Origin of the sequence: Leptospira abararensis, assembly GCF_016918735.1 — a bacterium.
Lineage (GTDB): Bacteria > Spirochaetota > Leptospiria > Leptospirales > Leptospiraceae > Leptospira_A > Leptospira_A abararensis.
Genome location: NZ_JAFFPR010000014.1, coordinates 40,413 through 65,133, shown reverse-complemented (window position 1 = coordinate 65,133; position 24,721 = coordinate 40,413). Strand labels below are relative to the sequence as shown.

Annotated in this window: 22 protein-coding genes; 11 read left to right on the top strand and 11 right to left on the bottom strand. The window is 38.5% G+C overall.

Translation table 11 applies throughout. The features are described from left to right. Positions 1-91 precede the first annotated feature (91 nt). The 4 genes from JWG40_RS04485 to JWG40_RS04470 are packed head-to-tail and all read left to right on the top strand — an operon-like array spanning position 92 to position 5,477. Positions 92-2,461, top strand: coding sequence for a PP2C family protein-serine/threonine phosphatase (locus JWG40_RS04485; RefSeq protein ID WP_205284667.1), 2,370 nt, complete (start codon positions 92-94; stop codon positions 2,459-2,461). Positions 2,462-2,479: 18 nt separating this feature from the next. Beyond that, entirely contained in the window at positions 2,480-3,358 is an 879-nt protein-coding gene (locus JWG40_RS04480; RefSeq protein WP_232369170.1) for a M50 family metallopeptidase, read from the top strand. Between the two features lie 57 nt (positions 3,359-3,415). Continuing rightward, positions 3,416-4,348 carry a UDP-glucuronic acid decarboxylase family protein gene (locus JWG40_RS04475; protein ID WP_205284665.1) on the top strand — a complete coding sequence of 311 codons (933 nt, stop codon included), beginning with the start codon at positions 3,416-3,418 and terminating at the stop codon, positions 4,346-4,348. Between the two features lies 1 nt (position 4,349). Then, entirely contained in the window at positions 4,350-5,477 is a 1,128-nt protein-coding gene (locus JWG40_RS04470; RefSeq protein WP_205284664.1) for a Re/Si-specific NAD(P)(+) transhydrogenase subunit alpha, read from the top strand. Positions 5,478-5,532: 55 nt separating this feature from the next. On the opposite strand, the gene JWG40_RS04465 is transcribed toward JWG40_RS04470, so the two are convergent. From JWG40_RS04465 to JWG40_RS04445, 5 genes are read right to left on the bottom strand one after another with little or no spacing between them, the layout of a single operon-like run. After that, positions 5,533-6,444 carry a lysophospholipid acyltransferase family protein gene (locus tag JWG40_RS04465; RefSeq protein WP_205284663.1) on the bottom strand — a complete coding sequence of 304 codons (912 nt, stop codon included), beginning with the start codon at positions 6,442-6,444 and terminating at the stop codon, positions 5,533-5,535. Then, on the bottom strand, positions 6,441-6,974 hold the full coding sequence (locus JWG40_RS04460) for a phosphatase PAP2 family protein (protein ID WP_205284662.1): 534 nt from the start codon (positions 6,972-6,974) through the stop codon (positions 6,441-6,443). Before JWG40_RS04460 ends, JWG40_RS04465 begins: the two co-directional genes overlap by 4 nt. After that, positions 6,971-8,284: a histidine--tRNA ligase gene (hisS, locus tag JWG40_RS04455; RefSeq protein ID WP_205284661.1), complete on the bottom strand. Its 1,314-nt coding sequence runs from the start codon at positions 8,282-8,284 to the stop codon at positions 6,971-6,973. The genes JWG40_RS04460 and hisS overlap by 4 nt, the downstream gene beginning before the upstream one ends. A gap of 30 nt (positions 8,285-8,314) precedes the next feature. Beyond that, a complete protein-coding gene (locus tag JWG40_RS04450; protein WP_205284660.1) occupies positions 8,315-9,439 on the bottom strand; it encodes a DUF1577 domain-containing protein in 1,125 nt (374 codons plus the stop codon). Positions 9,440-9,441: 2 nt separating this feature from the next. Continuing rightward, entirely contained in the window at positions 9,442-11,454 is a 2,013-nt protein-coding gene (locus JWG40_RS04445) for an OmpA family protein (RefSeq protein WP_205284659.1), read from the bottom strand. Between the two features lie 94 nt (positions 11,455-11,548). Between JWG40_RS04445 and folP the strand changes: the two genes are divergently transcribed. Next, complete coding sequence (gene folP, locus JWG40_RS04440; RefSeq protein ID WP_205284658.1) at positions 11,549-12,364, top strand: dihydropteroate synthase; 816 nt, start codon at positions 11,549-11,551, stop codon at positions 12,362-12,364. A gap of 36 nt (positions 12,365-12,400) precedes the next feature. Here folP and JWG40_RS04435 read toward each other — a convergent pair whose 3' ends face one another. Then, positions 12,401-13,324, bottom strand: a complete 924-nt coding sequence (locus JWG40_RS04435; protein WP_205284657.1) for a tetratricopeptide repeat protein — start codon at positions 13,322-13,324, stop codon at positions 12,401-12,403. Position 13,325: 1 nt separating this feature from the next. Continuing rightward, positions 13,326-14,231 (bottom strand): tetratricopeptide repeat protein, encoded by a 906-nt coding sequence (locus JWG40_RS04430; RefSeq protein ID WP_205284656.1) that lies wholly within the window; start codon positions 14,229-14,231, stop codon positions 13,326-13,328. A gap of 107 nt (positions 14,232-14,338) precedes the next feature. Between JWG40_RS04430 and mpl36 the strand changes: the two genes are divergently transcribed. The 3 genes from mpl36 to JWG40_RS04415 all read left to right on the top strand — a co-directional run bounded on the left by mpl36 (position 14,339) and on the right by JWG40_RS04415 (position 19,285). Next, on the top strand, positions 14,339-15,223 hold the full coding sequence (mpl36, locus tag JWG40_RS04425; RefSeq protein ID WP_205284655.1) for an RlpA family plasminogen-binding lipoprotein MPL36: 885 nt from the start codon (positions 14,339-14,341) through the stop codon (positions 15,221-15,223). A 123-nt stretch (positions 15,224-15,346) separates the two neighbouring features. Beyond that, the gene (locus JWG40_RS04420) at positions 15,347-18,574 is read left to right on the top strand and encodes a SpoIIE family protein phosphatase (protein ID WP_205284654.1); all 3,228 of its coding nucleotides are present in this window, start codon (positions 15,347-15,349) and stop codon (positions 18,572-18,574) included. A gap of 186 nt (positions 18,575-18,760) precedes the next feature. Next, positions 18,761-19,285, top strand: a complete 525-nt coding sequence (locus tag JWG40_RS04415) for a DUF2147 domain-containing protein (RefSeq protein WP_015681222.1) — start codon at positions 18,761-18,763, stop codon at positions 19,283-19,285. 83 nt (positions 19,286-19,368) lie between these two features. Here the strand turns inward: JWG40_RS04415 and dcd are convergent, their stop codons facing one another. Both dcd and JWG40_RS04405 read right to left on the bottom strand, forming a co-directional pair. Continuing rightward, positions 19,369-19,893, bottom strand: a complete 525-nt coding sequence (dcd, locus tag JWG40_RS04410) for a dCTP deaminase (protein WP_205284653.1) — start codon at positions 19,891-19,893, stop codon at positions 19,369-19,371. 3 nt (positions 19,894-19,896) lie between these two features. Next, a complete protein-coding gene (locus tag JWG40_RS04405) occupies positions 19,897-20,670 on the bottom strand; it encodes an enoyl-CoA hydratase-related protein (RefSeq protein WP_205284652.1) in 774 nt (257 codons plus the stop codon). A gap of 69 nt (positions 20,671-20,739) precedes the next feature. Between JWG40_RS04405 and JWG40_RS04400 the strand changes: the two genes are divergently transcribed. Beyond that, complete coding sequence (locus JWG40_RS04400; protein ID WP_205284651.1) at positions 20,740-21,432, top strand: LIC10067 family putative lipoprotein; 693 nt, start codon at positions 20,740-20,742, stop codon at positions 21,430-21,432. Positions 21,433-21,550: 118 nt separating this feature from the next. Here JWG40_RS04400 and JWG40_RS04395 read toward each other — a convergent pair whose 3' ends face one another. Then, positions 21,551-21,901 carry a VOC family protein gene (locus tag JWG40_RS04395; RefSeq protein WP_205284650.1) on the bottom strand — a complete coding sequence of 117 codons (351 nt, stop codon included), beginning with the start codon at positions 21,899-21,901 and terminating at the stop codon, positions 21,551-21,553. Positions 21,902-22,001: 100 nt separating this feature from the next. On the opposite strand from JWG40_RS04395, the gene JWG40_RS04390 reads away from it, so the two are divergent. Further along, positions 22,002-22,505, top strand: coding sequence for a DUF3347 domain-containing protein (locus JWG40_RS04390; RefSeq protein ID WP_205284649.1), 504 nt, complete (start codon positions 22,002-22,004; stop codon positions 22,503-22,505). Between the two features lie 3 nt (positions 22,506-22,508). Next, on the top strand, positions 22,509-23,429 hold the full coding sequence (locus JWG40_RS04385; protein WP_205284648.1) for a cyclic nucleotide-binding domain-containing protein: 921 nt from the start codon (positions 22,509-22,511) through the stop codon (positions 23,427-23,429). A gap of 42 nt (positions 23,430-23,471) precedes the next feature. Here the strand turns inward: JWG40_RS04385 and JWG40_RS04380 are convergent, their stop codons facing one another. Continuing rightward, the gene (locus JWG40_RS04380) at positions 23,472-24,695 is read right to left on the bottom strand and encodes an MFS transporter (RefSeq protein ID WP_205284647.1); all 1,224 of its coding nucleotides are present in this window, start codon (positions 24,693-24,695) and stop codon (positions 23,472-23,474) included. Positions 24,696-24,721 lie beyond the last annotated feature (26 nt).

Here is a 24,721-nt window from a genome sequence, read left to right as displayed (position 1 = left end):
AAAATATGATCAATATGGACAAAGGTCCAATCATCATCCAACAACGCGGAGAAGCAGTTCTTAAATTTAGTTTTGAAGAGCCAGAAATCAAATGAGAGAGCTTGCAATTACAATACTTTCGTCTCTATTGTTTTTTTTGATTCTCCTCTTTTCCTTTATTGGATTTCAAAACAACGCAAAAAGACTTCCCTTTTACCATTATCCTTCTGGTCTCATTGTTAATATTGGAGAAGGAAACAAAGCCGATTGGGGAAATTCCGTGATTCGGGAAGATCTAGAAAGGTTTGATTCCATTTCCGATTTTTCTAATATCGAATCCTTTCGATTACACATTAAAGATACCAAAGGAAATATTTATGAAGAGGAATTTAAGTTAACGACCATCCGTAAAACTGATGTTCTTAGTGTATTTTTTTCCGATTTATTTTTAGCGTTTTTTAGTTTGGCCATTGCTGTTTATTTTTACTATTCCACAAGGGATGGTTTAATTTTTGGCTTTTTCTTTAACTTTGGTTTAGTGATTCTATCTAATGTATTTGTATTAACTTTCAAAAACTCAATTTTTCTTTTTGTTCTAACGCTCTATTTAGGGAGTTTTCTTCAATACCATCTGATATACAGACTTCGCGGAAAAGAAATCAATTCCAAATGGTTATTACCTCAAGTATTAATTTCTTTTATCATGGCGATGATTGCTTCCCAAGAAAAATACGACATGGTGCTCATCGAAAGAGTTGTGTTAGTTGCCCACGCAATCACTGTTTTATTTGGTTCCATCAATATCATTGCGAATGTCTACGAAATCATTCGATCCAAACCGCAAGAAGAAGCCCTTCTTAAAAGAATCGTTTTGGTATTTTCTATTTTTCTTTATGTAGCACTTCCAATCAGTATCCTGTTTTTTGATGGATATCCTTGGTTTTTTGTTCATAGATCTCTTTTTATTATCACCTACCTTTTGTTTATACTCTCCTTCTTCTATGGAACATACCGATATACCTTTGTCCCATCCTTAGTCATCTTCACTCCAAGTATTGTGACTTTGATTTTAGTTTCTATCATTTTGGGAACATATATAGGTTCTATTTTTATTTTAGACTTTATCCTTCCGATTCGTTATCTGAAAGACCGTTGGGTTTTTAATCTTATCTATCTTTTTTTAGTCACTGCTTACTTAATTCCGCTAAAACTGCGAGTGAAGGAGTTATTTGATTATTGGTTTTTTGAACAAAATCCCAAACTCAGCGAAGGAATTAACAAAATTACGGCGCTTTTGTCTTCACCTCTATCCATGCGAAAAACTATCCTAACGATCAATCGCACAGTGAAAGAAACGGTGAATGTTTCGAATATCATCATCTTAATTCCCGGGGATCAATTTGCGAGTACCGATTTAAAAAATATCAATTTTGTTCGTATCTCTCCTCAATCAGAAATATGGAACTATTTTACAAGTACAGATAGAGTGACAGTAACCTCTCACCTCGAATATGGAATTGGGCTCCGAGAAACTCTATATAATTTTCTGAAAGGGTTACACGTCCAATTAGCATTTCCTGCTTATGATTCTTCTTCGAACAAAAAAAACATTCAGGCAATGATCCTTATAGGAGAAAAGTTAGATAAAAAATATTTCTCCATTGGTGAATTAAAATTTATCAACGAAGTTGTCAAAATTTCTGGAATGTTGCTTGAGAACTACAGTTTACTTGAAGATGAAATTCAAAAACGTAAAATTGTAAGAGACATCCAAACTGCATCCATTGTAGACAATACGCTGCGTTTGATTTTACCAAGTGAAGTGAAAGGTATCGATTATGGTTATATTTCTAAACCGGCAGTTGGAATTTCTGGAGATTACTTAGATATCATTCCAGTTTCACAAACAAAAATGATCGTTCTGTTAGGTGACGTAGCCGGACATGGACTCGGAACTGGATTTTTAGTAAGTGCCATCAAAGGAATTGTGAGAGAACAACTTAGAAATGGAACTTCTCTTGAAGGATTATTTCGTGAAATCAATTCTTTTTTCCGCGCCCGATATAAAGGGAATGAGTTTATGACTTTGCTGGGTGGAATTTTTGATTCAAACCAAAATATCTTTAAATATGTCAATGCAGGCCATCTTTCATTGATTGAAATGCGAGCTGATGGACAAATCAAATTACATTCCAAAACACAACGAGTCCTTGGAATTTTGGAAACCGATTATCATGCCCAAGAATTAAAGTTACTTCCAGGCACCAAACTCTTTCTCTACTCCGATGGAATCACGGAAGCATTCAGCGAAAGAGATGAAATTTTTGGTGAAGAAACTTTGATAGAATTTTTGCATTTTAATGCTGAAAAAACTGTAAAAGAAATTCCGCCACTATTGGATGCCAAGATGACAAATTTTCGTGGGAATCGAGAACAATCGGATGATATTACATTTATTGGTCTTTCTTTTACTCCCAACTAGCCGATATTTAAATCGATGATGGCAGAAAAACCGGTCAAATTTGTCATTTTTCTCTCTTTAATTTTGAGCTTGGTTGCGTTTTGGGACCACCAATTCACCTCTTATCTCAAAGAATTTGTTGTACTCATCCATGAAATTTGCCATGCCACTGCAGCACTCTTCAGTGGTGGAGTTGTCAAAGGAATCGCTCTGCATGGAAATGAAGGTGGGGAAACGATTGCCGTTCCAGCTTCCTTTCGCGGTTCTTTTATCCTAGTTGTTTCTGCGGGATACATTGGTTCCTCCCTTGTGGGTGCTTTTTTACTTCGTTTGGGTTTCCAAGGTCGTCATGCTCGCCAAACAATGATTTTGTTTGGACTTTTTCTGATTTCTGTCAGTGTCCTATATTCCAAACTAGGAGATCTTGCTTATTTTACCGGTATTTTTTGGGGTGTAGGCATTCTCGTTACCGGTATGTTAGGTGAGACAATTTCAATCCTATCCTTAGTATTTTTAGGAACCAGTATTTCTCTCTATTCCTTATATGACCTTTCTGACTTTGCAGAAAGATTAACAGAAACGGATGCTGGGATTCTCGCTTTTTGGATGGCCGGGCTTGGACCGGAAGACCTACAAAATCAGGAAGTTCCCACCGTTGTTGTGGTGCTCGGTTATATGATTGCTACCCTCTGGTCACTCCTCAGTATCGGGATTATTTTTATGTCCCTACGCAGCTCCCTAAGCCACGAGGAAACCCACGATTTTCCGGGTACAGAAGAAACATTTGAGCGATTTCCGGGAGACCTTTCCCCAGAAGCAAAACTTTGGTTGGAAAAACGTGGAGTGGATCCCGAAAGTGGGATTGTTTTGCCCCCCAATTTGTTCCAAGACTTCCCTCCCAAAGACAATAGTCCTTAAACCTTATCGCAAATTTTCATTTGCGTAGGACACCGACTTCACAAATATAGAATCTCAATGGCAAAAAGAATCCTTATCACAGGTGGAGCCGGATTTATCGGATCCCATCTTGCAGAAACTCTTCTGAAAGAGGGAAACCAGATCATCGTATTGGACAATTTCCATACCGGAAGAAAGGAAAATCTAACCCACCTTCTTACCAATCCGAATTTTGAACTGATCCGCCATGATATCACAGACTCCATCAAGTTGGAAGTGGACCAAATCTACAATATGGCTTGTCCGGCCTCTCCGGTACATTACCAAAGTAACCCCATCAAAACCATCAAAACCAATGTTTTAGGAATGATGAACATGCTTGGTCTTGCCAAACGTGTGAAGGCGCGGATTCTTCAAGCAAGTACTTCTGAAGTTTATGGAAATCCACTCGAACACCCCCAAACCGAATCGTATTGGGGGAATGTAAATACCATCGGAATCCGCAGTTGTTATGACGAAGGTAAACGAGTGGCCGAAACTTTATGTTTTGATTACAACCGCCAACATGCTGTGGACATTCGTGTGATCCGTATTTTTAATACCTATGGACCAAGAATGATTCCGGACGATGGTCGTGTAGTGAGTAACTTCATTGTACAAGCGTTACGTGGTGAAAACATCACCATTTATGGTGACGGAAGCCAAACACGATCGTTTTGTTATGTAGATGATTTAGTTCGTGGAATCATTACCATGATGAACACAGAAGGTTTTATCGGACCAGTAAACTTAGGAAATGACGGCGAATTTACTGTGAAGGAATTGGCTGAACTTGTGATCAAAGAAACAGGAAGTAAATCCAAAATCATTTACCTTCCTCTCCCACAAGATGACCCAACAAGAAGAAAACCAAACCTAAGTTTAGCGAAAGAAAAATTGAATTATTCAACGACCGTCCCGCTCGTGGAAGGCGTAAAAAAAACCATCGAATATTTTAGCAAAAGAGTATAAAATGAAAATAGGCGTAATCAAAGAACCATCTTATGAAAACCGAGTGGCTATCACACCGGATGTTATTGACCCTTTGAAAAAGTTAGGTTTCACTGTTTCAGTTGAAACGACTGCTGGGGACAATGCGTTTTTCTCCGACCAAGATTATAAAGATGTCGGTGCAACTATTGAATCAAGAGATTCAATTCTCTCCGGATCGGACATCGTTGTTTCCATTCATGCATTGGATGAAACAAGCGCAAAAAAAATAGGCAAAGACAAAATCTATATTGCTACTCTTTCCCCACTTGCTTTCCCAAAGAAAGTAAAAGAAATTGCAAATGCTTCCTTTAAAATATTCTCTATGGACACCATCCCACGAATCACACGTGCACAGTCCATGGATGTTCTCAGTAGCCAGGCAACTGTTTCTGGATACAAGGCCGTATTACTTGCCGCTTCCAACTACAGCCGGTTTTTCCCAATGTTAACTACGGCGGCAGGAACCATCACTCCAGCAAGAGTACTCATCCTTGGAGCTGGTGTTGCAGGACTCCAAGCCATCGCCACTTCTCGCCGATTGGGTGCTGTAGTCGATGTATTTGATACAAGGCCAGAAGTGAAAGAACAGTGTATGTCTCTTGGTGCCAAATTTGTGGAAGTGGAAGGTGCCGCCGATGCATCGAATACCGGTGGTTATGCGGTAGAACAATCAGAAGACTACCAAAGACGACAAAAAGAAGCCATTGCAAAATTTGCAGAAAAAGCAGATATCATCATTACAACAGCTCTCATCCCTGGGAAAAAAGCTCCGGTACTCATTACAAAAGAGATGGTAGATAAAATGAGACAGGGTTCTGTGATCGTAGACTTAGCAGCAATCAATGGTGGTAACTGTGAAGTCACTGAAAACGATAAAACTATTGTTTATAAAGGGATCACTGTGATTGGAAATTCAAATTTACAAAGTACCCAACCAATGGATGCAAGTAAGATGTATGCAAAGAATATTGTGAACTTTCTCAAGTTGTTTGTGAATAAAGAAAAACAATTCAACATCAACTTGGAAGACGAAATCATAAATGCATGTATGATTGCAGAAAATGGAGCGGTTCGTCACAAACCTACACTGGCGCTTCTCGGAGAGTAACTCTGAGATTTGTGTATTTTGCATTTAAAGTCTTAAAATTCGGATTATCTGAATTTTAAGACGGTTCGTTCCCGGTGATTTGCGGTTGGGTTCGCCAACGACGATGCACCCAAAAGTACTGCTCCGGAAACAACTTCACTTCCTCTTCCAAAGTTTTCGTCCAAAGTTCCGTATAATGTCTGATTACATCGTCCTTTGATGGATAAAGTTTTTTATCTACAAAACCCAAATCCTTAACTCGAACAATCACCTTACCGTCTTCGCCAGCTAACACTGAATAATATAACATCTTAGCACCGGTTAAGTAAGCCATTAATGCAGGACCCACAAAAGTAGAGGCTTGGCGATTCATAAAGGGAACAAAGATCCCTGCTTTCCCTGCATTTTGATCAGCTCCAAAACCAATCCAATAACCCTGTTTTAGAAGTTTGATCACTTGGGTAGATTCTTGAACGGGTACAAGGACCACTCCATTCTTGGTACGCATACGTCTTAAAAGTTGGTCAACAAAAGGATTTCTTACCTTTTTGTAGATGCCACCGCCCTTCATTCTGATTCCCAAAAATTGAACCAATATTTCCCAAGTGCCAAAGTGACCAGAAATCAAGATCACTCCCACCCCTTGTTTTTTCGTTTCTTCTTCAATTTGCAAACTTTCTGCATCGATGATTAGATTTTGATCCAACCATTTTCTAGTCATACGCGGAGCCCAAAGTGTATGCGCAAGTAAGATCCCCAAATGACGATAATGTGCTTTGACTAAATTTTGAATTTGGTCTTCGGAATAATTTGGGAAGGCAAAACGGATGTTATCGGCTGCCACTTTTTGGTGTTTTTTATCTAATGGATAAAGGAGTTTTGTTAAAAAAACTCCATACGCCAAACACCACTTATACGGAAGGACCTTGAAAGGGAAATAGAACAAATAAACAATTAAAAATGAGAAAAAATATCCAATATGTTTCATAACGTCAAACAATAAGGCCAAAGATAATAATGAAATAGAACCGCAACAAGCCCAATCCCAAAACCAATGATCCATCCCCCCACAATATCACTTACAAAATGATGTAAGGTAATTAATCTACCCACACCAGCAAACAAACTGAAGAAAAAGAAATACGGAGTTTCATGAAATGCAAAAACCAAAATAGTAGATACAACTATTGAATTGGCACTGTGTGCAGAGGGAAAGGAGTGTTTCATATCTGGATTGGAATCTACTTTTCCCATAACACTGACTAGGGGACGTTTTCTTGCAAAGTATTTCTTTAGCACCAACACCAGACGATCCGTTACATAAGTGAATATAAGTACGAAAGGCAAACTAAAGTATACAGGTTTGTACAGGTCACTCAAAAACATCAGTGGCAACAAAACCAAAGCGAACATTTCCCCACGATTGACTCGGGACAAAACCCAACTAAGTTTTGGATGGTGGAGATTTTTTTGAATCCAAATCGATAACTTCAAATCGATAGCAGAAATCAAATTCATTTAGAAAGCTCTTCTTTTATCTTTTGAAGTGCTTCAGCAAAAGAAAAAGTCCACTGGTTACGAGTAACCATATCTTTTAAAGTCACAGTCCCTGCTTTGATTTCGTCTTCCCCTCGAAGAAGGATCCAACGGTATCCTTTTTTCTCTGCATAAGAAAGTTGTTTTCCCATCTTTTGAGAAACTAAAGACACTTCTGCAGCAATCTTCTCCTTTCTGAGTTCTTTTGCAAAGTTATGATTCTCGGAAAAAGAAGACTCATCCAGTAAAGGAATATAAACAGTCGAATCACTTGAAAATTTCGGCAATAGATTATGTGCAGTTAAAAAATTTTGAAGAGTCACATCACCCAAACCAAATCCAATTCCAGAAAGTTCTTCATTGGAAAAAAGCCCGATTAAGTTGTCATATCTTCCACCACCATATAACGATCGTTTATTTTGTGGAGAGGTATCAAAGATTTCAAAAATAAAACCTGTATAATAATCAAATCCGCGAACCACTGAGGGATCAAAATAGACGATATCTTCTAATCTTATCGTTTTAAGATCTTCAAACAAAGTCTGGATGGCATTTAAAGTTTCTTCTTTAATACCAGGAATTTGATTCAATGTCTCGGTAGTAGCTGCCAAAAACAAATTGATTTTAGAGACCGCTGTTGGGTCGTTCGGAATTGTTTTCGAAACAAGGGCAATATACTCGTCTTCTGTAATTTTATTCTTTTTGTCTAAAATTTTAGAAACTTCATGCGCTTGGTTTGGACTTACTTTTAAACCATCTAACAGAAATTCGTCGAGAAGAGATCTATGAGAAATGGTAACTTTAAAACTATTCCTCGGTGCTCCGAAGGCAAAAAGAATATCACAAGCTAAAGACAAAATTTCTAATTCAGCTCTCTGGCTTGTCACACCAAACATATCTACATTCAACTGCCAGTGTTCCCGAAGGCGACCAAGGCCAGGTTGTTCATATCTCCAAAGGTTGGGAATGGAAAACCACCGGATAGGACGAGGAAGGTCGCGTAATTTTTTTGCCACCATCCGAGCCACGGTCGGTGTCATTTCGGGGCGAATTGCCACTTCACGATCCCCTTTATCAATGAAATTATAAATTTGTTTTCCTACAATTTCTTCCCCAGTTTTGGCTCGGTATAAATCCAATGACTCCACCATGGGGCCATCATACTCTTCATATCCGTATGACTTGACCACATCTTTCATTACTGAAAATAAATAATTACGAAGGCGCATATCTTCCGGATAAAAATCCCTTGTGCCTTTATAGTTTTCTGTTGTTAGTTTTTGTTCTTTCAATGTATGGCCCCTGTGAACCGGTAGCGAAGATCAGCCAAAAAACTCAATAAGACTATGGTAAATCTCTTTGGCTTTTTTATCTCCGCTGACACCTGTGATCCTGCCACCCAATCTAAAATAATCATTCACCTCTTCCAGATGTCGTAATTCTACTGCCATCCGAATCGGTGCCTGCAATTTGAAATTGATATCTAAAGTAAATGTAGGTTTCACTTTCAGTGCTTTGATAATTTCCATATCGTTAACTTCCAAGGCGACTCCACCTCGGGAAACGTTCAGTACGTTTTGTCTGATATCAAGAATATGGGTATTTGAGTCCATGATTCTTTCTTGAAACGTACGTTCAACCTCTTTAAACAAATCCAATACTTCACCAGGAATTCCTGGCCTTTCAGTCTCTAGGGAAAGATATGCAAAAAAATGCATGTCTTTCATTTGTATGAATAGAGGGTAATAAATAAAAGAACCGATTTTTCTCTTTTTGTATTCTTGGATTTTATCATCCAATAAAAACTCATCTTCGAATGTTTTTTTAGGATCAAACACATCTTCAGAAGAAAAGGATTCAAACGTTTCAGTATCTAAGATAAAAAGAGGTTTTTTATGTTCTTTCATTAAATCAATTTCATCACTATGAATTGATACAGAAAGAAATACCACTTTTGACTGCGGGTAATCTTTTAGGACAGTTCGTTGGATATCAGAAAGAATTACCTGCGAACTAACTCCAGTTAGTTTCGAAAAATCTATATTTGTTTTGGCAACTAAAAAGTTGGAGGCGACTACATTACCCCGAACCTTCTCATTTCTCGGATCTTGTCTCGTAGCATAGGTTTGTCTTCGGTCTATAATTTTTCCAAGAAGGAGATTATCTTTCTGGTTTATGAGTTCATAATCCACTTCCACATGGAATGCTGGTGTGGCCTGGACTGTAAAAATTGTCTCAATCAATTCAGGAATAGTTTCCAGTTCCCAAATATGGGCTCCGTCCTGTCTCTCACCTTTGAACTTAACACGGATAGGTGTGTCATATCCTTTCAAATACAATCCACCGGCACCCATCATTTGTTTGAAAAATTCAGGTAAAGCGCGTACCGCTTCTAAGGGAAGGTACTCTCTCTCTTGGTCGAAATGAATTTTAACACGATTGATCATAATTAGTCTATCTTTTTGAAATTCACACGTCTATTTCGAGATCGTCCTTCTTCCGTTTCATTTTCGGCCATTGGCTGAGAATAATGGTAAGCTTGTACCTTCATTCGTTCCTTGGGGACACCTTTGAGTCGCAAGTATTGATAAACAGAAAGAGCCCTATCTTCGCTCAAACTGATGTTGTATTCCTTATTCCCTATATTATCAGTATGTCCACCAATTTCAACTTTTTCATTTTTATGTTGTATGAGGAAGTCAGCAAAAAGATCCAATTTTTTCTTATCTCCATCACTCAAAGTTCGTTCATTGAACGGGAAATAAATAATTGCATTGTACAGATTATCAAAATCATTTAGATTTCTTAGATAAAGTACGGTCTCCTTTCCTTCCATGCTAGAAATTTTGTCTTTGGAAAAGAGGAAAGTTTCTTCTTTAAATCCTTTGGCTCTCACCAAAATCTCAAAATCCATGGTAGGAGATTTATCCAAATCAAAACGCGCATCTTTTGATTCTAAAGATTTTCCTTTACGAGTTAGGTCATCAAAATAATAACAAATAGCGTTCGGAATGACAAGGTCTGTTTTCCTATCTTTGACAATGAACCGAATTCCTTGGATGGTTTTGTCTGGTCGTTCGTCTTTTGTAGGGCGTATAGGCTGTAAGATGATTTGAGAATATTGTTCTTTTTCCTTACCCACGTTCCCTCTCAAATCTAAGAGTAATTCCGTAGGGTGGAATCCAGGAGAAGAAACTTCTACACGGTATAATTTTCCTGTTTTGATCGTTGTACGAAAATTCTCCGCATCCGCAATGGATAAGTCTCCTCCAATCCTTTTGGAAGTGATCACTTGGATGGGTTTTGTATCGTCATAGATTTTGAGAGTAGAATCAAGCCCAATCATGATGGCTTCTGATCCATCCAGAACGAGTCCACGAAAGACAAATTCATAACTACGTCTCAAGTCTTCTGGAACCATAGTTCTGTAAATATCGAACTGACCTTCCCCACCAGGTCTGTTGGAAGAAAAATAAAACCACAAATCATCAAAGGTGACAGAAATACCCTCGTTATCACTTTCTTCCCAAAGACTATAAGTGGAATAATCGGAGGGAGTATCAAATGGGAATCCTGTCGATTCACCTGACAACTGTTGGTTGGTATTAAATGGAGATCCTAATAATATAGGAGTTTCAAAAAGATTTTGTGCTTCATTGAACTCACTATAGTAAAAACTAAATTTACGATTTTTATCCCCACGATTGGAACTAAAATACAAACGAAGTCCATCCCAGTGGTAATTGGGACTAATCTCATCATCTTTTGTATTAATCATGGTTCCCACAGAAATCGGTTTTTGCCAAATTCCATCTCGACATTTAATTTTAGGTTTGTCCGGGATTATTTCTTTTGTAACTGTTGTAGGTTCTCTTTTCGAAATCCAAAGGTCAAATCCCCCAAGTCCCCCTGGACGGTTGGAAGAAAATACCATAGAACAACCATCAGGCGAAACTGCCGGCATTTTATCTTCAAAATGAGAATTGATTTCATTCACATGGATGGGTATAGACCAAAGACCGGTTCTTTGATTGATTTTTGTATAATAAATATTAAGGCCATCATACCCTTCTCGATTCTTTTTCGGATCAGCCTGTGATTTGTCACGAACAGAAGTAAAGTAGAGTTCGTAAGGTTTTTCCTCTTCATCAAAGAGGATGGAAAACATTCCTTCAAAATTGGTTGTATTGAGTTCGCGAAAGTTCTTTGGAGGAGACCAAACAGGTAATTTCATCCGATCAGGAAAACTTAAATTTTCTGAAATCCAAACATCCATCCCCCCCTCACCCCCAGGTCGATTGGATTGGAATACTAAATACCGACCTGTTGGAGAAATGATCGGGTTGTATTCCACATTTTGGGTGTTCAGTGGCTGGTAAAACCTTACGTCCTTCGCCTTTGGTAAAGGCTGCGCCAGAAGTGGGAATGCCAAAATGATTAAGGAAATAAGGAGTTTTTTCATCTGCCGTCTCTCCTATGTATCGGCTAATCGGAATTTTCTGCCAAGGGAAAAATAAGGCTTTTAGGGCAAGGTTTACCGATAATCCTTCTCATTCATGGCCGAAATCTTCGGAATTTTAAACATTACCACAGACTCATTTAGTGATGGGGGAAAATTTCTTAACCCAGATGACGCAATCAATCAAGGAATTAAACTGTTACAAGAGGGGGCTGATTGGTTGGACGTGTCAGGCCAATCTTCAAACATCGATGCCACTCTAGTTTCCGAAGCAGAGGAATGGAAAAGAGTCGAACCAGTCATTCATTATTTTGTTCCCAAGGGAGTGCGTATCAGCCTCGACAGTTTTCGTCCGGAAGTACAAAAGAAAGGAATTGAAGCAGGTGTTCGCTGTATTAACGACATCACCGGTTTTACCTATGAAGGTGAACGTAGTTTTCTAAAACCTGCGATTGAAAAACATCCAGACTTAAAATTCATAATCATGCATTCGCATAACAAAAATATTGCGAAATACAAATCAGATCTCACTCCAGAAAAAGTAGTTAGAAAAATCCAAACTTTTTTCAGAGACCGTCGTTCGGATCTTATATCATTCGGAATTCCTGAGCCTTCCCTATATTATGATCCAGGAATGGGTTTTTTTTTGAGTGACGATCCGATGGTTTCTTTTCAAGTTCTGCAAGAATTGGAAATCCTTAAATTAGAATTTCCGCAATTGATGGTGGGAGTATCTAGAAAGTCTTTTCTTGGGAATGTACTTGGTAATTTACCAATCGCAGATAGGGAGTTTGCCACTTTGGCCTGTGAACTCCATCTCTTAAGGTATAAAATTCCTTTCATAAGAACGCATAACGTTCTTAAACTCCGACAAGCAGAAAAAATTTGGAATTTATGCCAAGATCGGGAATGAACTCTATCTTTAGGATTTGAATTTTTAATTTAATGGCTAACTTCTTCCGGAACGAGAAGCTTTCCTTACATCCTTTCCTTCTTTGGAAAGAGTAGGAAAGAATACCGACTCTGGAACCGAATACCCTTTTTCTATCGCCTTACGGTAGTAAGGCAAAAGCCCATCCCATTTTGGGAAATCTTTCAAAACAAGTAAAGTATCACGCCAAATTTCTAAAAATCCGACTTGTGTTTTTTCACTCGCAGTAGCCGATTCTGCCCACTTCAAAGCCTCTTCATAACGACCCAATTCATAATTGGCCTTTACAAAGTAAAAATGAAATTCCTTATTCTTTTTAGAGGCAACTTCCAAGGATTTTGCATAATCCAATAAACTATACCAATTATTTTTTTGGACTTGGATGTCTGCCATTCCATAAAGTGCGTTCTCATGGAAGGGGACTACTTCTAAAATTTGATTGAAATAACTTTCCGCATAAGCATAGTTACCTGTTTGCAAATAATAATTTGCTAACTCTTCATAGGCAAACAATTCCCATCCCTTTACGCGCGATAGGGCATCAAGTAAAACAACCTTCTCATCATTCCGCAAACGAACTTCCAATTCTTTTAAAATATTGGTGTAGGTGACAGAAGACCTTGAGGGAGCTTCTTTCGCCACTTTTTGCTTTAAGAGTTCGTATTCATCTAACAAAAAATAAAATCGAATTCGGTTCAAATGGACGGCTACTTCGTTCGGATTGGTTTGAATGCATTTATCCCAAACGGATTCTGCTTGGTCCAGTTGAATGGTTTTGGACAACCGAATTCCTTCTGCATTGCACTCTGTAGCACGGGAACCCGTCACTTCTATAAACAAGGAATCGGATTCCAAATCCTCTTGTTTTGCAATAGGATATCTACATCCCATTAGAATTAAAATATTACAAAGAAATAGAATGTATAAAATACGAAATTTCAATCTAGGATGGCCTGTCTGGATCTGTCTTTTCCTTCATCTTTTGAGCAAATACCAAATATTGCATCGCTTTTTCGGGGTTGCCATTGAAAAGATATAACAAACTTAAATCCAAAGCTTCTTGTGCATCCGGTGGAGAAAACTCATCTGGATTCTCTTTAGAAAGTTCTAATTTGGTTTGGAATTCCTTTAATTTCATTTTGGCCTTGGATTGGATCCGATGCAAACTTTCATTTGCAATTCCATCTTCCTCTTTCCAAGCAGCTTGCAAACTTTCGTTAAAGTTTGTAAATCCCGCATCCTCTTTGACCATTGTGGCAAGCAAAGTGGCCGATGCTTTATAGTTTCCCTGTTTGGCGAGGATTTCAGATTGTATGATCTTTAATTGAGCATTTCCGGGATACAGAATCAAGTAACGTTCAATCATTTTTAAACTTTCTGGAAAACGATTCCTTTCGTAGTAAAACATCGCAAGCCCTCCTAAAGCTGATTTATGGTCTGGTTCGATTTTAATAACATTAGTTAGATATACTTCGGTTTTTTCATCATTGCCTAACTTCTGATAGGCCTGTGCGAGCAATAGGTGTGCAGAAATAAACTTCTTTTCGAAGGTTAAGGTTTGTTTTAAAAAACTAATGGCTTTTTCTGTTTCCTCGTGTTTGTAAAGGGAAACAGCTAAATTATAACAGTTTTTGACATTTGCATGGAGTTTGTATGCTTTAGAAAACAAAGGAATTGCTTCTGCATGTTTTCCTTGTTTGGCGTAAATTACACCCAAGTTTTGTAAGGCCAGATGATAATTCGGGTCTTTTCCGAGCAAAATTTTGTATTGGGTTTCGGCACGATCAAACTCCCCGTTTCGCTCCAAACGGACTGCCTCATTGAATAGAGTTTGGATTTCTTGTGCCATACTAGCCATTATCGTTTCAGAAACGAATCTCCCTCGAGAAAAATTATCAGGAGATTGGAAAAACCTTCCGAAAGGTACACACAAGAGTCCAGAGGAAGGGGAAAGTTATGCAAAGACTCATACTTATATCCATAGTATTGTGGCTAGTGTCCTGCAGTTCTGCAGATGCTACCCGAAGAGATTATAGTGCTTCCGGCGATCCGGAAGATATTTTTTTCGAACGGTCTGGAAAGTCAAAACCGGCAAGTAACACTAAATCGGAAGATCCAGTGGCTCGCTCCATCATTGACGATTTAGATTCTAATGCAAAAACAGCAACACCTGTTGTTGCCGCAGCAATCCCAACCAAAAAACCAGCGGATCAGTTTGATGAAGTTGGATTGTCTTCTTGGTATGGACAAAAGTTCCAAGGTCGTCCTACCGCGAGTGGTGAGCCTTTTGATCGAATGAAGATGACGGGTGCTCATAGAACATTACCCATCGGAAGTGTGATCAAAATCCAGAACCTGGAAAACAATAAGGAAGCGGTAGTTCGTATCAATGATCGTGGGCCTTTTGTGGATGAACGAATTGTTGATGTATCTGAAAAAACTGCGGAGATTCTTGAGTTTAAAGACAAAGGGATTACCAAAGTAGGGATCAAAGTTCTCAAAAAAGGGGAAGATGATCTTGGAGATGATTTAGATGATGCGGATCTTTTGGATGATGCTCCAACAAAACCAGAAAAACTGACACCGGTAAAACCAGGTGTAGCGAAACCAGTAGCAGCTGGGAAAGGTTTTACTGTTCAAGTTGGTGTCTTTCAAGAAAAAGAAAGAGCATTAAAATACCAAGAAAACATGAAATCTGAATACAACCAATCTGTGTTCGTAACTCCACGAGATGGAAAGTTCGTAGTTCAAGTTGGGGATTTTGCAGACCGCACAAAAGCCGAATCTCTCAAATCAAAATTGAAATACGACGGGATTGATTGTTTTATCGCAAATCGTTAATTTTTATCCTTCCCTCCGGGCAAAAAGGCGACTGACTGATTTGCTCGGGAAGGTAGGAAAATGGATTGATTTCGAATTTCTGCCTGTTACGATTTCGTATTAAATTAGCAACTAGAAGACCCTATGAGTGAAAGCATTTTATCCCTTGACCACATACTAACAAATTATTATACATTCGGTAGTTTAATTGTCACTGTCCTCCTTGCGGTCTTGACTACATTCTTTTTCTCGCTGAAAGACAAAACTGTGGCCACAAAACACATGGGGTTGGCTTGTTTGTTTTTGTGTTTGTTTCAGTTCGGATACCTTTTAGGAGCCTTTTACTACCATCCCATTGCTTCTTACCATCGCTGGATCACTGGCGGTTTTATCATCTTCGGGATCATTCATTTCGGACAGTTCTTTTTTCGTTTTCCAGATAACGAAGACCCAAAAGCAGCGACCATCCTCCAGGCTATCCTTTATGCCATCGCCATCGTTGTTGTTCTCTGGTTTCTTGTTACCGTTTCTCAAGGGGAAAGAAAGTATCACTTTACTGCCCACCATTGGGATTTTAACTCCGAAGGACCGAGCCGAATTTTAAGTCTATTCATTGCAGCTTATTCTTTTATCAACTTCCTTGTCCTTCCTGGGTATCGCATATTCCATGTTAGTAAAGACAAACGGGGAACTCTCATTATCATGTTGGTTGCGGCTCTCATTGCGGCTGTAGTACCAAACATAACCAACGTAATGAGCCGTGATGGTGCTATGGAGCGTTCTACTTACCTAACAGCGCTTGTATTACTTTTCACTTTTACCTTCTTTATTATCACGATTACTTTTATCAATAATAGTAGTGAAAGAACTACCTTCATGGTAAAAATTGTAGGAATTTCATTTGTTACAATTCTACTAATCATGCAGGCCTTCAGTTACTTGGTAGACCAAGAAAAAGAATCCTCTTTTGACAATACTGCCATCCAAAAGGCCCTTCGTGTTGCGGAAGGGGGCGAACGTTCCAAGGACATTTTATTTGTCATCGAATACGATTCCTCTGGCCAAAACCTTAAAAAAGCTTACCTGCCCTCTTCTGTAAATCTGGACCTTCCTCTTGTCCAAGCAGATCTTTACAATACAGCCCTGTATGATGAAGTAGTTTCGATTGGAGAATCTGATTACCGAAATTCTCTTAAATCTATTCTATCTAAAACACCCTATTATTTTGAAGGTTATAAGAATGCGATCAGTCAGTTTTTGGATGAAAATCCGGATTCTGAAGGTGCAGAATTAAAGACCGAAGTCTCTAAGTTAATCGAGAAACTTAACCGAAGAACCTTTATCAATACTAACAAACTCGGGGACATTCTACCTGATCAGTTTTGTGAAGAAGGTGTCAAATACGTCGAAAAAGTTAAAAACGTAGATTCATTTCGTGATGCTATTCTCAAACATGTAAGCGATTGTAAGTGGGACGGGAAGGAAATTTCAGGAAGGGACCTTCGGGTTGAGATGTTGAAATTCTTCCGTTATTTCAAACCAGACTTAACTAGACACTACAGAAAAGACTTAGACGGTGTTTCGCATTACGTAGCTTATATGACCTATGATTCGAAAAACAAAATCAACAGAGAAGTTGGTTTTAATTATCGAGATTACAGGGCTTATATGCACAAGTCGGCAAAACTCGAATTAGTAATTCTTGCGATCGTGATGTTCGTTTTATTAGTTGTTTTCCCGCTTTTCTTTCGTTCTGCACTTGTGAATCCACTCTATGCATTACTCGCTGGGGTGGAAAAAGTAAACCAAGGAAATTTGGAAGTAGAAGTTCCCATCAAAGTAAATGATGAAATTGGTTACCTTGCAGAATCCTTCAATGGAATGGTTTCTTCTATTCGTGACGCAAGACGCGAACTCCAAGACTACGCAGAAAACTTAGAAGAAAAAGTGAAGGAACGAACCAAAGAATTGCAGGAAAAAATGGATGAGATCCATCGTTTGAAAGTACAACAAGATGGTGATTACTTTCTCACTTCCCTCCTTGCAAAACCATTATTCTTTAACGCAAACAAATCAGATAACATTCGTTGTGACTTCTTTGTTCACCAAAAGAAAACCTTTGAATTCCGAAATAAAACCGGAGATCTTGGTGGCGATATTTGTATCACTGGAAACCTAAAGTTAGGAAAACCTGATGATTTCCATCGTTACACCATGGTGATGAACGGTGATGCTATGGGAAAATCCATGCAAGGTGCCGGTGGTTCTTTGGTAATGGGTGTGGTCATGAATTCCATCATGGCACGTTCCGCCGGTAATAAAAGAATTCTCAATCGAACCCCTGAAGAGTGGCTAACAGACGTATACGAAGAAGTCAATGCCGTATTCAAATCGTTTAGTGGAACGATGGTAATCTCGGCAACAGTCATGTTGATCGATGATGACAGCGGAAAAATTTGGTATTTTAACGCAGAACACCCTTATAGTATTCTTTACCGAGATGGTAAGGCTAGTTTCATAGAAGATGAATTAAAACTTCGTAAATTGGGACTAGATTCAGAATATCCATTCGAAGTACAAACCTTCCAACTTCTACCGGGAGACCAGTTGATTCTTGGTTCCGATGGACGGGATGATATCGATCTCACTCCAGATGAAGATGTTAGAACCATTAATGAAGATGAGACAATGGTCCTTCGCTTTGTGGAACAAGCTGACGGAGATATTTACGAAGTAGAGAAACTCGTAAAAAAATCGGGAGATATTACAGATGATATCTCTATGTTAAGTGTTGTTTTCAAAAGTGAACGATCTCCAATCCTCCATACACCAGAAAAAGAAGACTTATCAAACCAACCAATTGATGACTTTTTTGACACTCCCGGCGATGATTGGGATGAAGCACTCACAACTTCAGGTGCCTTTGAAGAAGGAAAAGTTCTTTATCAAAATGGAGAAATTGAAAGAGCCATTACGGTAATGAAAAAAGCCTTTCTCGGAGATGCAACCAACCAAAAACTAAATAAGTTTTTAGGTCTTGTGAGTTACAAAGGAAAAGAATACGACATTGCAGCAAAAGTTCTGACAGAATTTTTAAAGGAAAACGAAGGTTCAGGTGAGTATTGGTATTACTTAGCTATGTCCGAGAAAAAACTCGGGAATTATGAAAGTGCACTAAAAGCAGCACAGGAAGCTTTGAAATACGACCCAGAGAACTTTCAAAACTTAATTAACCTTGCCGATGTTAGCCGATTGCTTGGAAACGTCGACCGGGCGGTTACTTACGTAACTCGTGCCCAGTCCATTGATCCAACAAACAAAAATGTTCTCAAACTTTCAAAACTATTAGAAAAAGCGACTAGCCTCAATTAATTGAGGTTAGTCTTTTTCTTAATAGAACGATTTAGAATGAAACATAATACAAAATACGATTTAAAATCGTTATAATGAATCTGGCATTTTATTAAATTGTAACAGCTAATTTACAAAAACCAGCTTGCCAGAGATTCAAAATTCTGTCAGAATAAGCGAATCCAATTTTATAGAATAAGGATCCTTATGAATCAAAAACTTGTTTTAAGTGTATGGACGGCAATCCTCTTCGCCGGAAGTTCTCTACTTGCCCAAGAGGCCGACGTTGCTTTAGGCCGCTATCTACCCCCTGAAAAAGACTCAGTCATCGAAATTTTCAAATGTGGTGATAAATACTGCGGTAAAACGGTTTGTATCAAAGACAATGCTTACCCTGAAAAAGAGAAAGACAAAGGCGTTCCAGGTACTCCGTATCTCGACCATAACAACGAAGATCCAAAACTAAGAAACCGTCCGAACCTAGGAATGGTTTTTATTACTGGATTCGACTATGTTGGGGAAGGTGTATATAAAAACGGAAAGATCTATAACCCACGTGATGGTAAAACCTACTGTGGAAAATTCACTTCCTTAGAAGGTGGGAATCGTTTGGATCTGAAGGGGACACTCTGTTCCATTACCTTCATTGGAAAGACAAACAACTGGGTAAAACTTGGTAACATGAGCGTAGATGACGCTCGATGGGATTGTACCTTTAAAGCTAAAAAATAATTGTAATCATGAAATACCTGCCCTCCACCGAGAAGGCAGGTTCTCTATTTCACTTCCAAATTCTTCTCTAAAAACCCAAGAATCTATTTCTTTTCAAAGTCCTTATACAATAAAGATGGTTGAATCCCTTGGTTTGCTTGGTATTTTCCTGATTTGTATTCGCTGATTTCCCCTTCCACTGTATGGTAGAAAATCTGGCAAATCTGAACACCTGAATAAACACGTAAAGGATGTGTAACTTGGATTTCTAAAGTCCAAAAACCTTTAAACCCTACATCTCCAAAACCCGCAGTAATATGAACAAACATTCCCAGTCGCCCAATCGAAGAACGACCTTCTAACATGGGAACTAAATTATGAGTCTCTGTAAATTCGATGGTCCTTCCTAAATACAATGTGCCCGGTTCGAGTAACAAACCCTCTTCCGGTATCTTCAGAGTTTGTACAGGATTTGGTTTTTTCATATCTAAAGGAAATTCCGAATATACAAGAAGGTCTTCATGCAATCGCAAATTATATGAATTTGGGTTTAGTAAGTTAGCATCGTATGGTTCGATTTTAATATCGCTACCAAGTCTTTTTAAAATTTCTTTTCCGGTTAAAATCACGGATCATTCTCCCTTAAAATTAGGTTTTCTTTTTTCAGCAAACGCCTGTAAGGCTTCCATTCGATCTTTTGTACCTATTGTCTCAAAATAACACAACCTCTCCCACTCTAGGGCAGATTCTATTGGTAATTCCATCCCGCGATGTATGGCTTTTTTAGCAGCAGAAACCGCAATAGGTGCAGATTCCGATATCTCCCGTGCCAAGGCAAGAGAAGATTCCCGTAAATGGTCTGATTCAAATATTTGAGATACCAAACCTCGTGCTACGGCTTCCTTGCCCGAAAGTTTTCTTCCAGAAAATATCCATTCTTTGGCTGTGGATTCTCCCACAATTCGGGAAAGTCTTTGTGTTCCGCCAGCTCCAGGAATGATTCCTAATTTTGTTTCTGTAAGTCCCATCTGCGCGGACTCACTCGCATAACGAATATCACATGATAATGCCATTTCTAATCCGCCCCCGAAAGCAAATCCGTTGATCGCTGCAATCGTCGGAATAGAAAGACCTGCCAATTCAGAAAAACAGAGGTTGATATCTTTTAGGAATTGTTTTACCTGTAAGTCCGACATGGATTTTCTTTCCTTTAGATCAGCCCCAGAACAAAAGGAATCCCCCGTACCAATGATGACTAGAGCCCGTGCCTTGCTTGTTTTAACCTCTTGAATCCTTTCCCTTAGTTCTTCCAAAAGTTGGATGGAAATGGCATTTTTTGCTTCGGGACGATTTAGTTCCATCAATGCTACATAAGTATGGTGGGTTTGGAGAGTGACAGTGTTCATAGAATTTCCCCCGAATGAAAAAATAGAAATGAAAACTCTTTTGATTTTCCGATAATGGAAACAGTGATCATGAGAAGGATTTTATACACAATCGGATTCTCACTAGTACTTGGAAGCAGTTTTTCCTGTATATCTTCCTCATCGGAAGATCCTTTGGCCGCGCTTCTTACCTCTCCCCCTGTTGTGTCTTCTGTAACTCCACAAATTGGAACTCCTGCACAGAACAATCTAAATGCCCTCTATTCAGCTACCGAAGTTGTCATCAAAGGGGAAAACTTTGGAATCGATCCTGTGGTTCGATTCAATGACATCATTGCTACCATCAGCCTAAACATTGGAACCGAATTGTATACGAAAGTTCCGGATGGAGCTTATTCGGGATTCATCACAGTATCAAAATCCGGTGGCTCCTGTTTACCAAATTCGAAAGAAGGTGTGAATTGTGCTGGTATGGAATACTTTATCGACTGCTATGCGGTGACAAACAAACAATATGGCGCAGAAATTGAATTAAAACAAGGCCAAAGTTTATCCATAGAGTTTGATGGAAATGAAACGAAAGCCTTTCGCACAGATACATTATTATCATCTAGGAATTTGACCATCGGTTGCCAAAGTGTCGTGACTGTGAGAGTATTTGATAGATCGTGCCGAGCAACCGATTACGTTTTGCAAAACGACCCGGTGATTCCTTTTCCAGTAGGGGTTGCGACTCAGTTTTACATCACGGCTGAATCTGCGACTTGCAGCTTAGTCCTTTAAAAAAAATCGTCTATAAGCTTATTTAAATTGGAATTTAGGTTTAGGCATTCCCACCTCTTGGTTTCAGTTCAGAAGCCAAGAGGAAGATATTCATTGGGAATTTAAAAATCAGCAGGATTTAGTTGGAGTAGAAGATCTCGATTAAGTTTTGGCTTGGGTCCGCAAACGTGAGGGATTCTCCAGAATCAATTCCTTCTGGCCCTTTAATGATCTTCACGTTTTTCTCTTCCAGTTCGCTGATGGCTTCAGTGAAATCATCCACATCCATCACAAAACTTAAGGTTGGCAGAGATCTGTCTGAAACTTCTGCAACCACCAATCGGATTCGAAAGGAATCCAGAGAAAGAATTGCCTCAGTCGCCTTCTTTGTCTCCACTTCGAAGTCAAAAATGTCCCTGTAAAAATCGATAGAGGTGTCGAGTTGGGAGACTGGGATACTGACGTGGCCAATGCCTTCTACAATAATCATAATGGAATTACACCTTCGTGAACTTTTCTGTCATCATGCTTGAAAAACCGGCTTTGTCGAGAAAAAAGCAATTTCCCTCTAACAAACTCGAAACTAAAATTTGAATTCCAATTCCAACTTAGGAAAAAAGAATCAAATTATGAATGCATTTCGGATATTACTCATCGTTTTAGCCTTTTTTGCCCTTTCTTGCAAGGAAGAGGTCGTTCCTTTTGAAACTGCCCATGAAAACCTAGCGGCAAAACTCCTAGCAGAGAACCAAATCCTACTAGAAGAGTATCTAAAAGAAGACCCAAAACCGAACTGGAAAGTATTTTCAGAATCTATTGATTCCTTGGGGACGAGTGGACATCCCAAATTAAAGGCCTGGGCAGAAACTTTACGTCCACTCCTTCCCACAAACGGGGTAGATTTAGAATCTAGTTACGAAAAAATTTCTAAAATTCAGGAAATATTGATCCAAATCAAAACGGAAGTGCCAAATCAATCTAAGTACAATCGATTTTACTGTCCTATGGTCGATAAATCTTGGTTAATGACAGGGAGAGAAGTAAAAAATCCTTATGCCCCCGAAATGAGAGACTGCGGAGAATTAATACAATAGTCTATGCCTAAATGTTTCCTTGGTACATCTTTATATGAAGCCTGCCCACCTAGCTGCAGGCATTCATTCGCTAAACAAGACTTAGATGAAGATTGTATTGCAAAAAATAAACTAGAAGCCTTTTTACAGGATAGAGTTACATTTAAAATTGGGTTTTCTGCATTTTCTCAAATTCCTGCGAAAACATTAGAAAAATTTCTTTGGACCTCTAAAGACAATTTAGAACTAATTTCGTATTTTCTTTATATTGGAGAACCTACACTCGTTCGAGAGATTATTGAGTCCTTTTCAAACCACACTTTGAGTTATCTTTTCAAATGTGATTTTGAAAATTACATGAACATTCGGGATTCCATTAAAAGGGAAAAATCAATCAAACACATGTTTGATATAAGAAGTTTTAAATATTGGACTTTTGTTAGTTATTTACGCATTTGCGATCTAATTCAGTATTTTGTTCGTTACTTAAAAGAACCAGAATATGCATGTCAGTTTATAGTAATATTACCATCCGAAATTGTATCAAACCTTAACAAATATACTGGTTTGGATTTTGAAGAAGAAAAATCTTTATATACCGCACTCGGAGATTCAATCTACGAATTACCATTACAATCTCCAAAAATCTATGAACACATGATGCAATTATTTGCAGACGATCCTGAAGTTTCGATCATACTTTCCACAATGGAAGGACTCATTGAAAGACAACAATTGATTTTAGAGACGAGTGAAAAACTCATAAACTATATCGGAGAGCATAGAATTGATAAAAACTTTCAGTTTATCTTTTCAGAAATGAATGGAATGGAAATTGGAACTGCATCAGAAATTCTAAATCAATTATTAGAACGAAAAATGATTACTCCATCTCAAAAACAAATGATTATCGATTTTCTTAACACTGGTAAATTAGAATTGTAGAATCAACTAATCTTCGCTAGTTGATTATACAAAATTCAAAGTTTAGCCAGCAATTTTTATTTTTTTAGCAAGATACACGCTAAACAACAAACTAAATACAGAAATCATTCCTACCAATTCATAGTTTACTAGTTGATTATCAGAAGTTTGTACCAAAATGAGCCCGGCAACATAAGATGCTGCGCCCGAAGAAATCTGTTGGATGGCCGAATTCACAGACATAAAACTTCCACGAATTCTTGGTTCCACAGCGGAAGTAATCATAGCAAAGGCAGGAACCATCCTTCCAGAAACTAAAATCATAAATAAAGTTGTGATGGTAAGAACTACTGGTAAGGAAGTTTTTGTTAAGGTCACAACAATCACGATCGGGATCACAGCTATGATCGAAATGATTTGGTAAACAGTTAGTTTTCCATAACGGTCCGACAGTTTTCCAATGAATCTGCTAGTAAAAAATGTAAATAGTCCGCCAAAGAAATAAATATAAGGTAGATCACTAATCGCTAAACCAACGTTTGAGACTAGAAATGGACTAAGAAAAGGAATGATTGTAAATCCACCAAACATCAAAAAAACCATAAAAAGAAAAGGGGCCATATGGTCTTTTTTGGTAATCACTTGTTTTAATGATTTGAGTTGGGACTGTTTCGGGTGAACATCTGAATCTAAATGGTAACGGATCGATGGTAATACTTTGTAACCAATCGGTAGAATCAAAAAACCAGCAATAGCCAAAGAGAGGAATGGGAAATGCCATCCGAATTTATTTGCTAAGGAAAGCCCGATCGGAATTCCAATCACTGAAGCCACAGAAAAGGAACTCATCACAACACCGGTTGCTGCCCCTCTTCTAAATACAGGAATGATATCTCCAATAATAGAAAGAACAGTAGCCCCAATCATTCCCCCGAATCCACCGGCAACAATCCTTGCAAAAAGTAAAAATCCATAATTGGGAGCAAAAGCACATAACAATGTCCCGAAAGAAAATCCAAAAAACAATACAAGAAGGCTCATTTTACGATCATAGGAATCTAAAAACAAAGCTCCAATCAGTCCAAATAAACCAGCACTGATGGAATAGGAAGAAACTAGCAACCCAAAGGCTGCAGAATCGATTTTGAAACTGTCCATAAACACGGGGCCGAGAGGCATCATGATGACAAAATCCAGGATGTGTAAAAATTGGAGGGCCGCAAGGATAAAGATGATGGCTCTTTCTTTTTGGATGGTATGAAGCGGATGGGTGAGAGGTTGGCTCATAAAACTAATATTGACCAGCCGTTCAA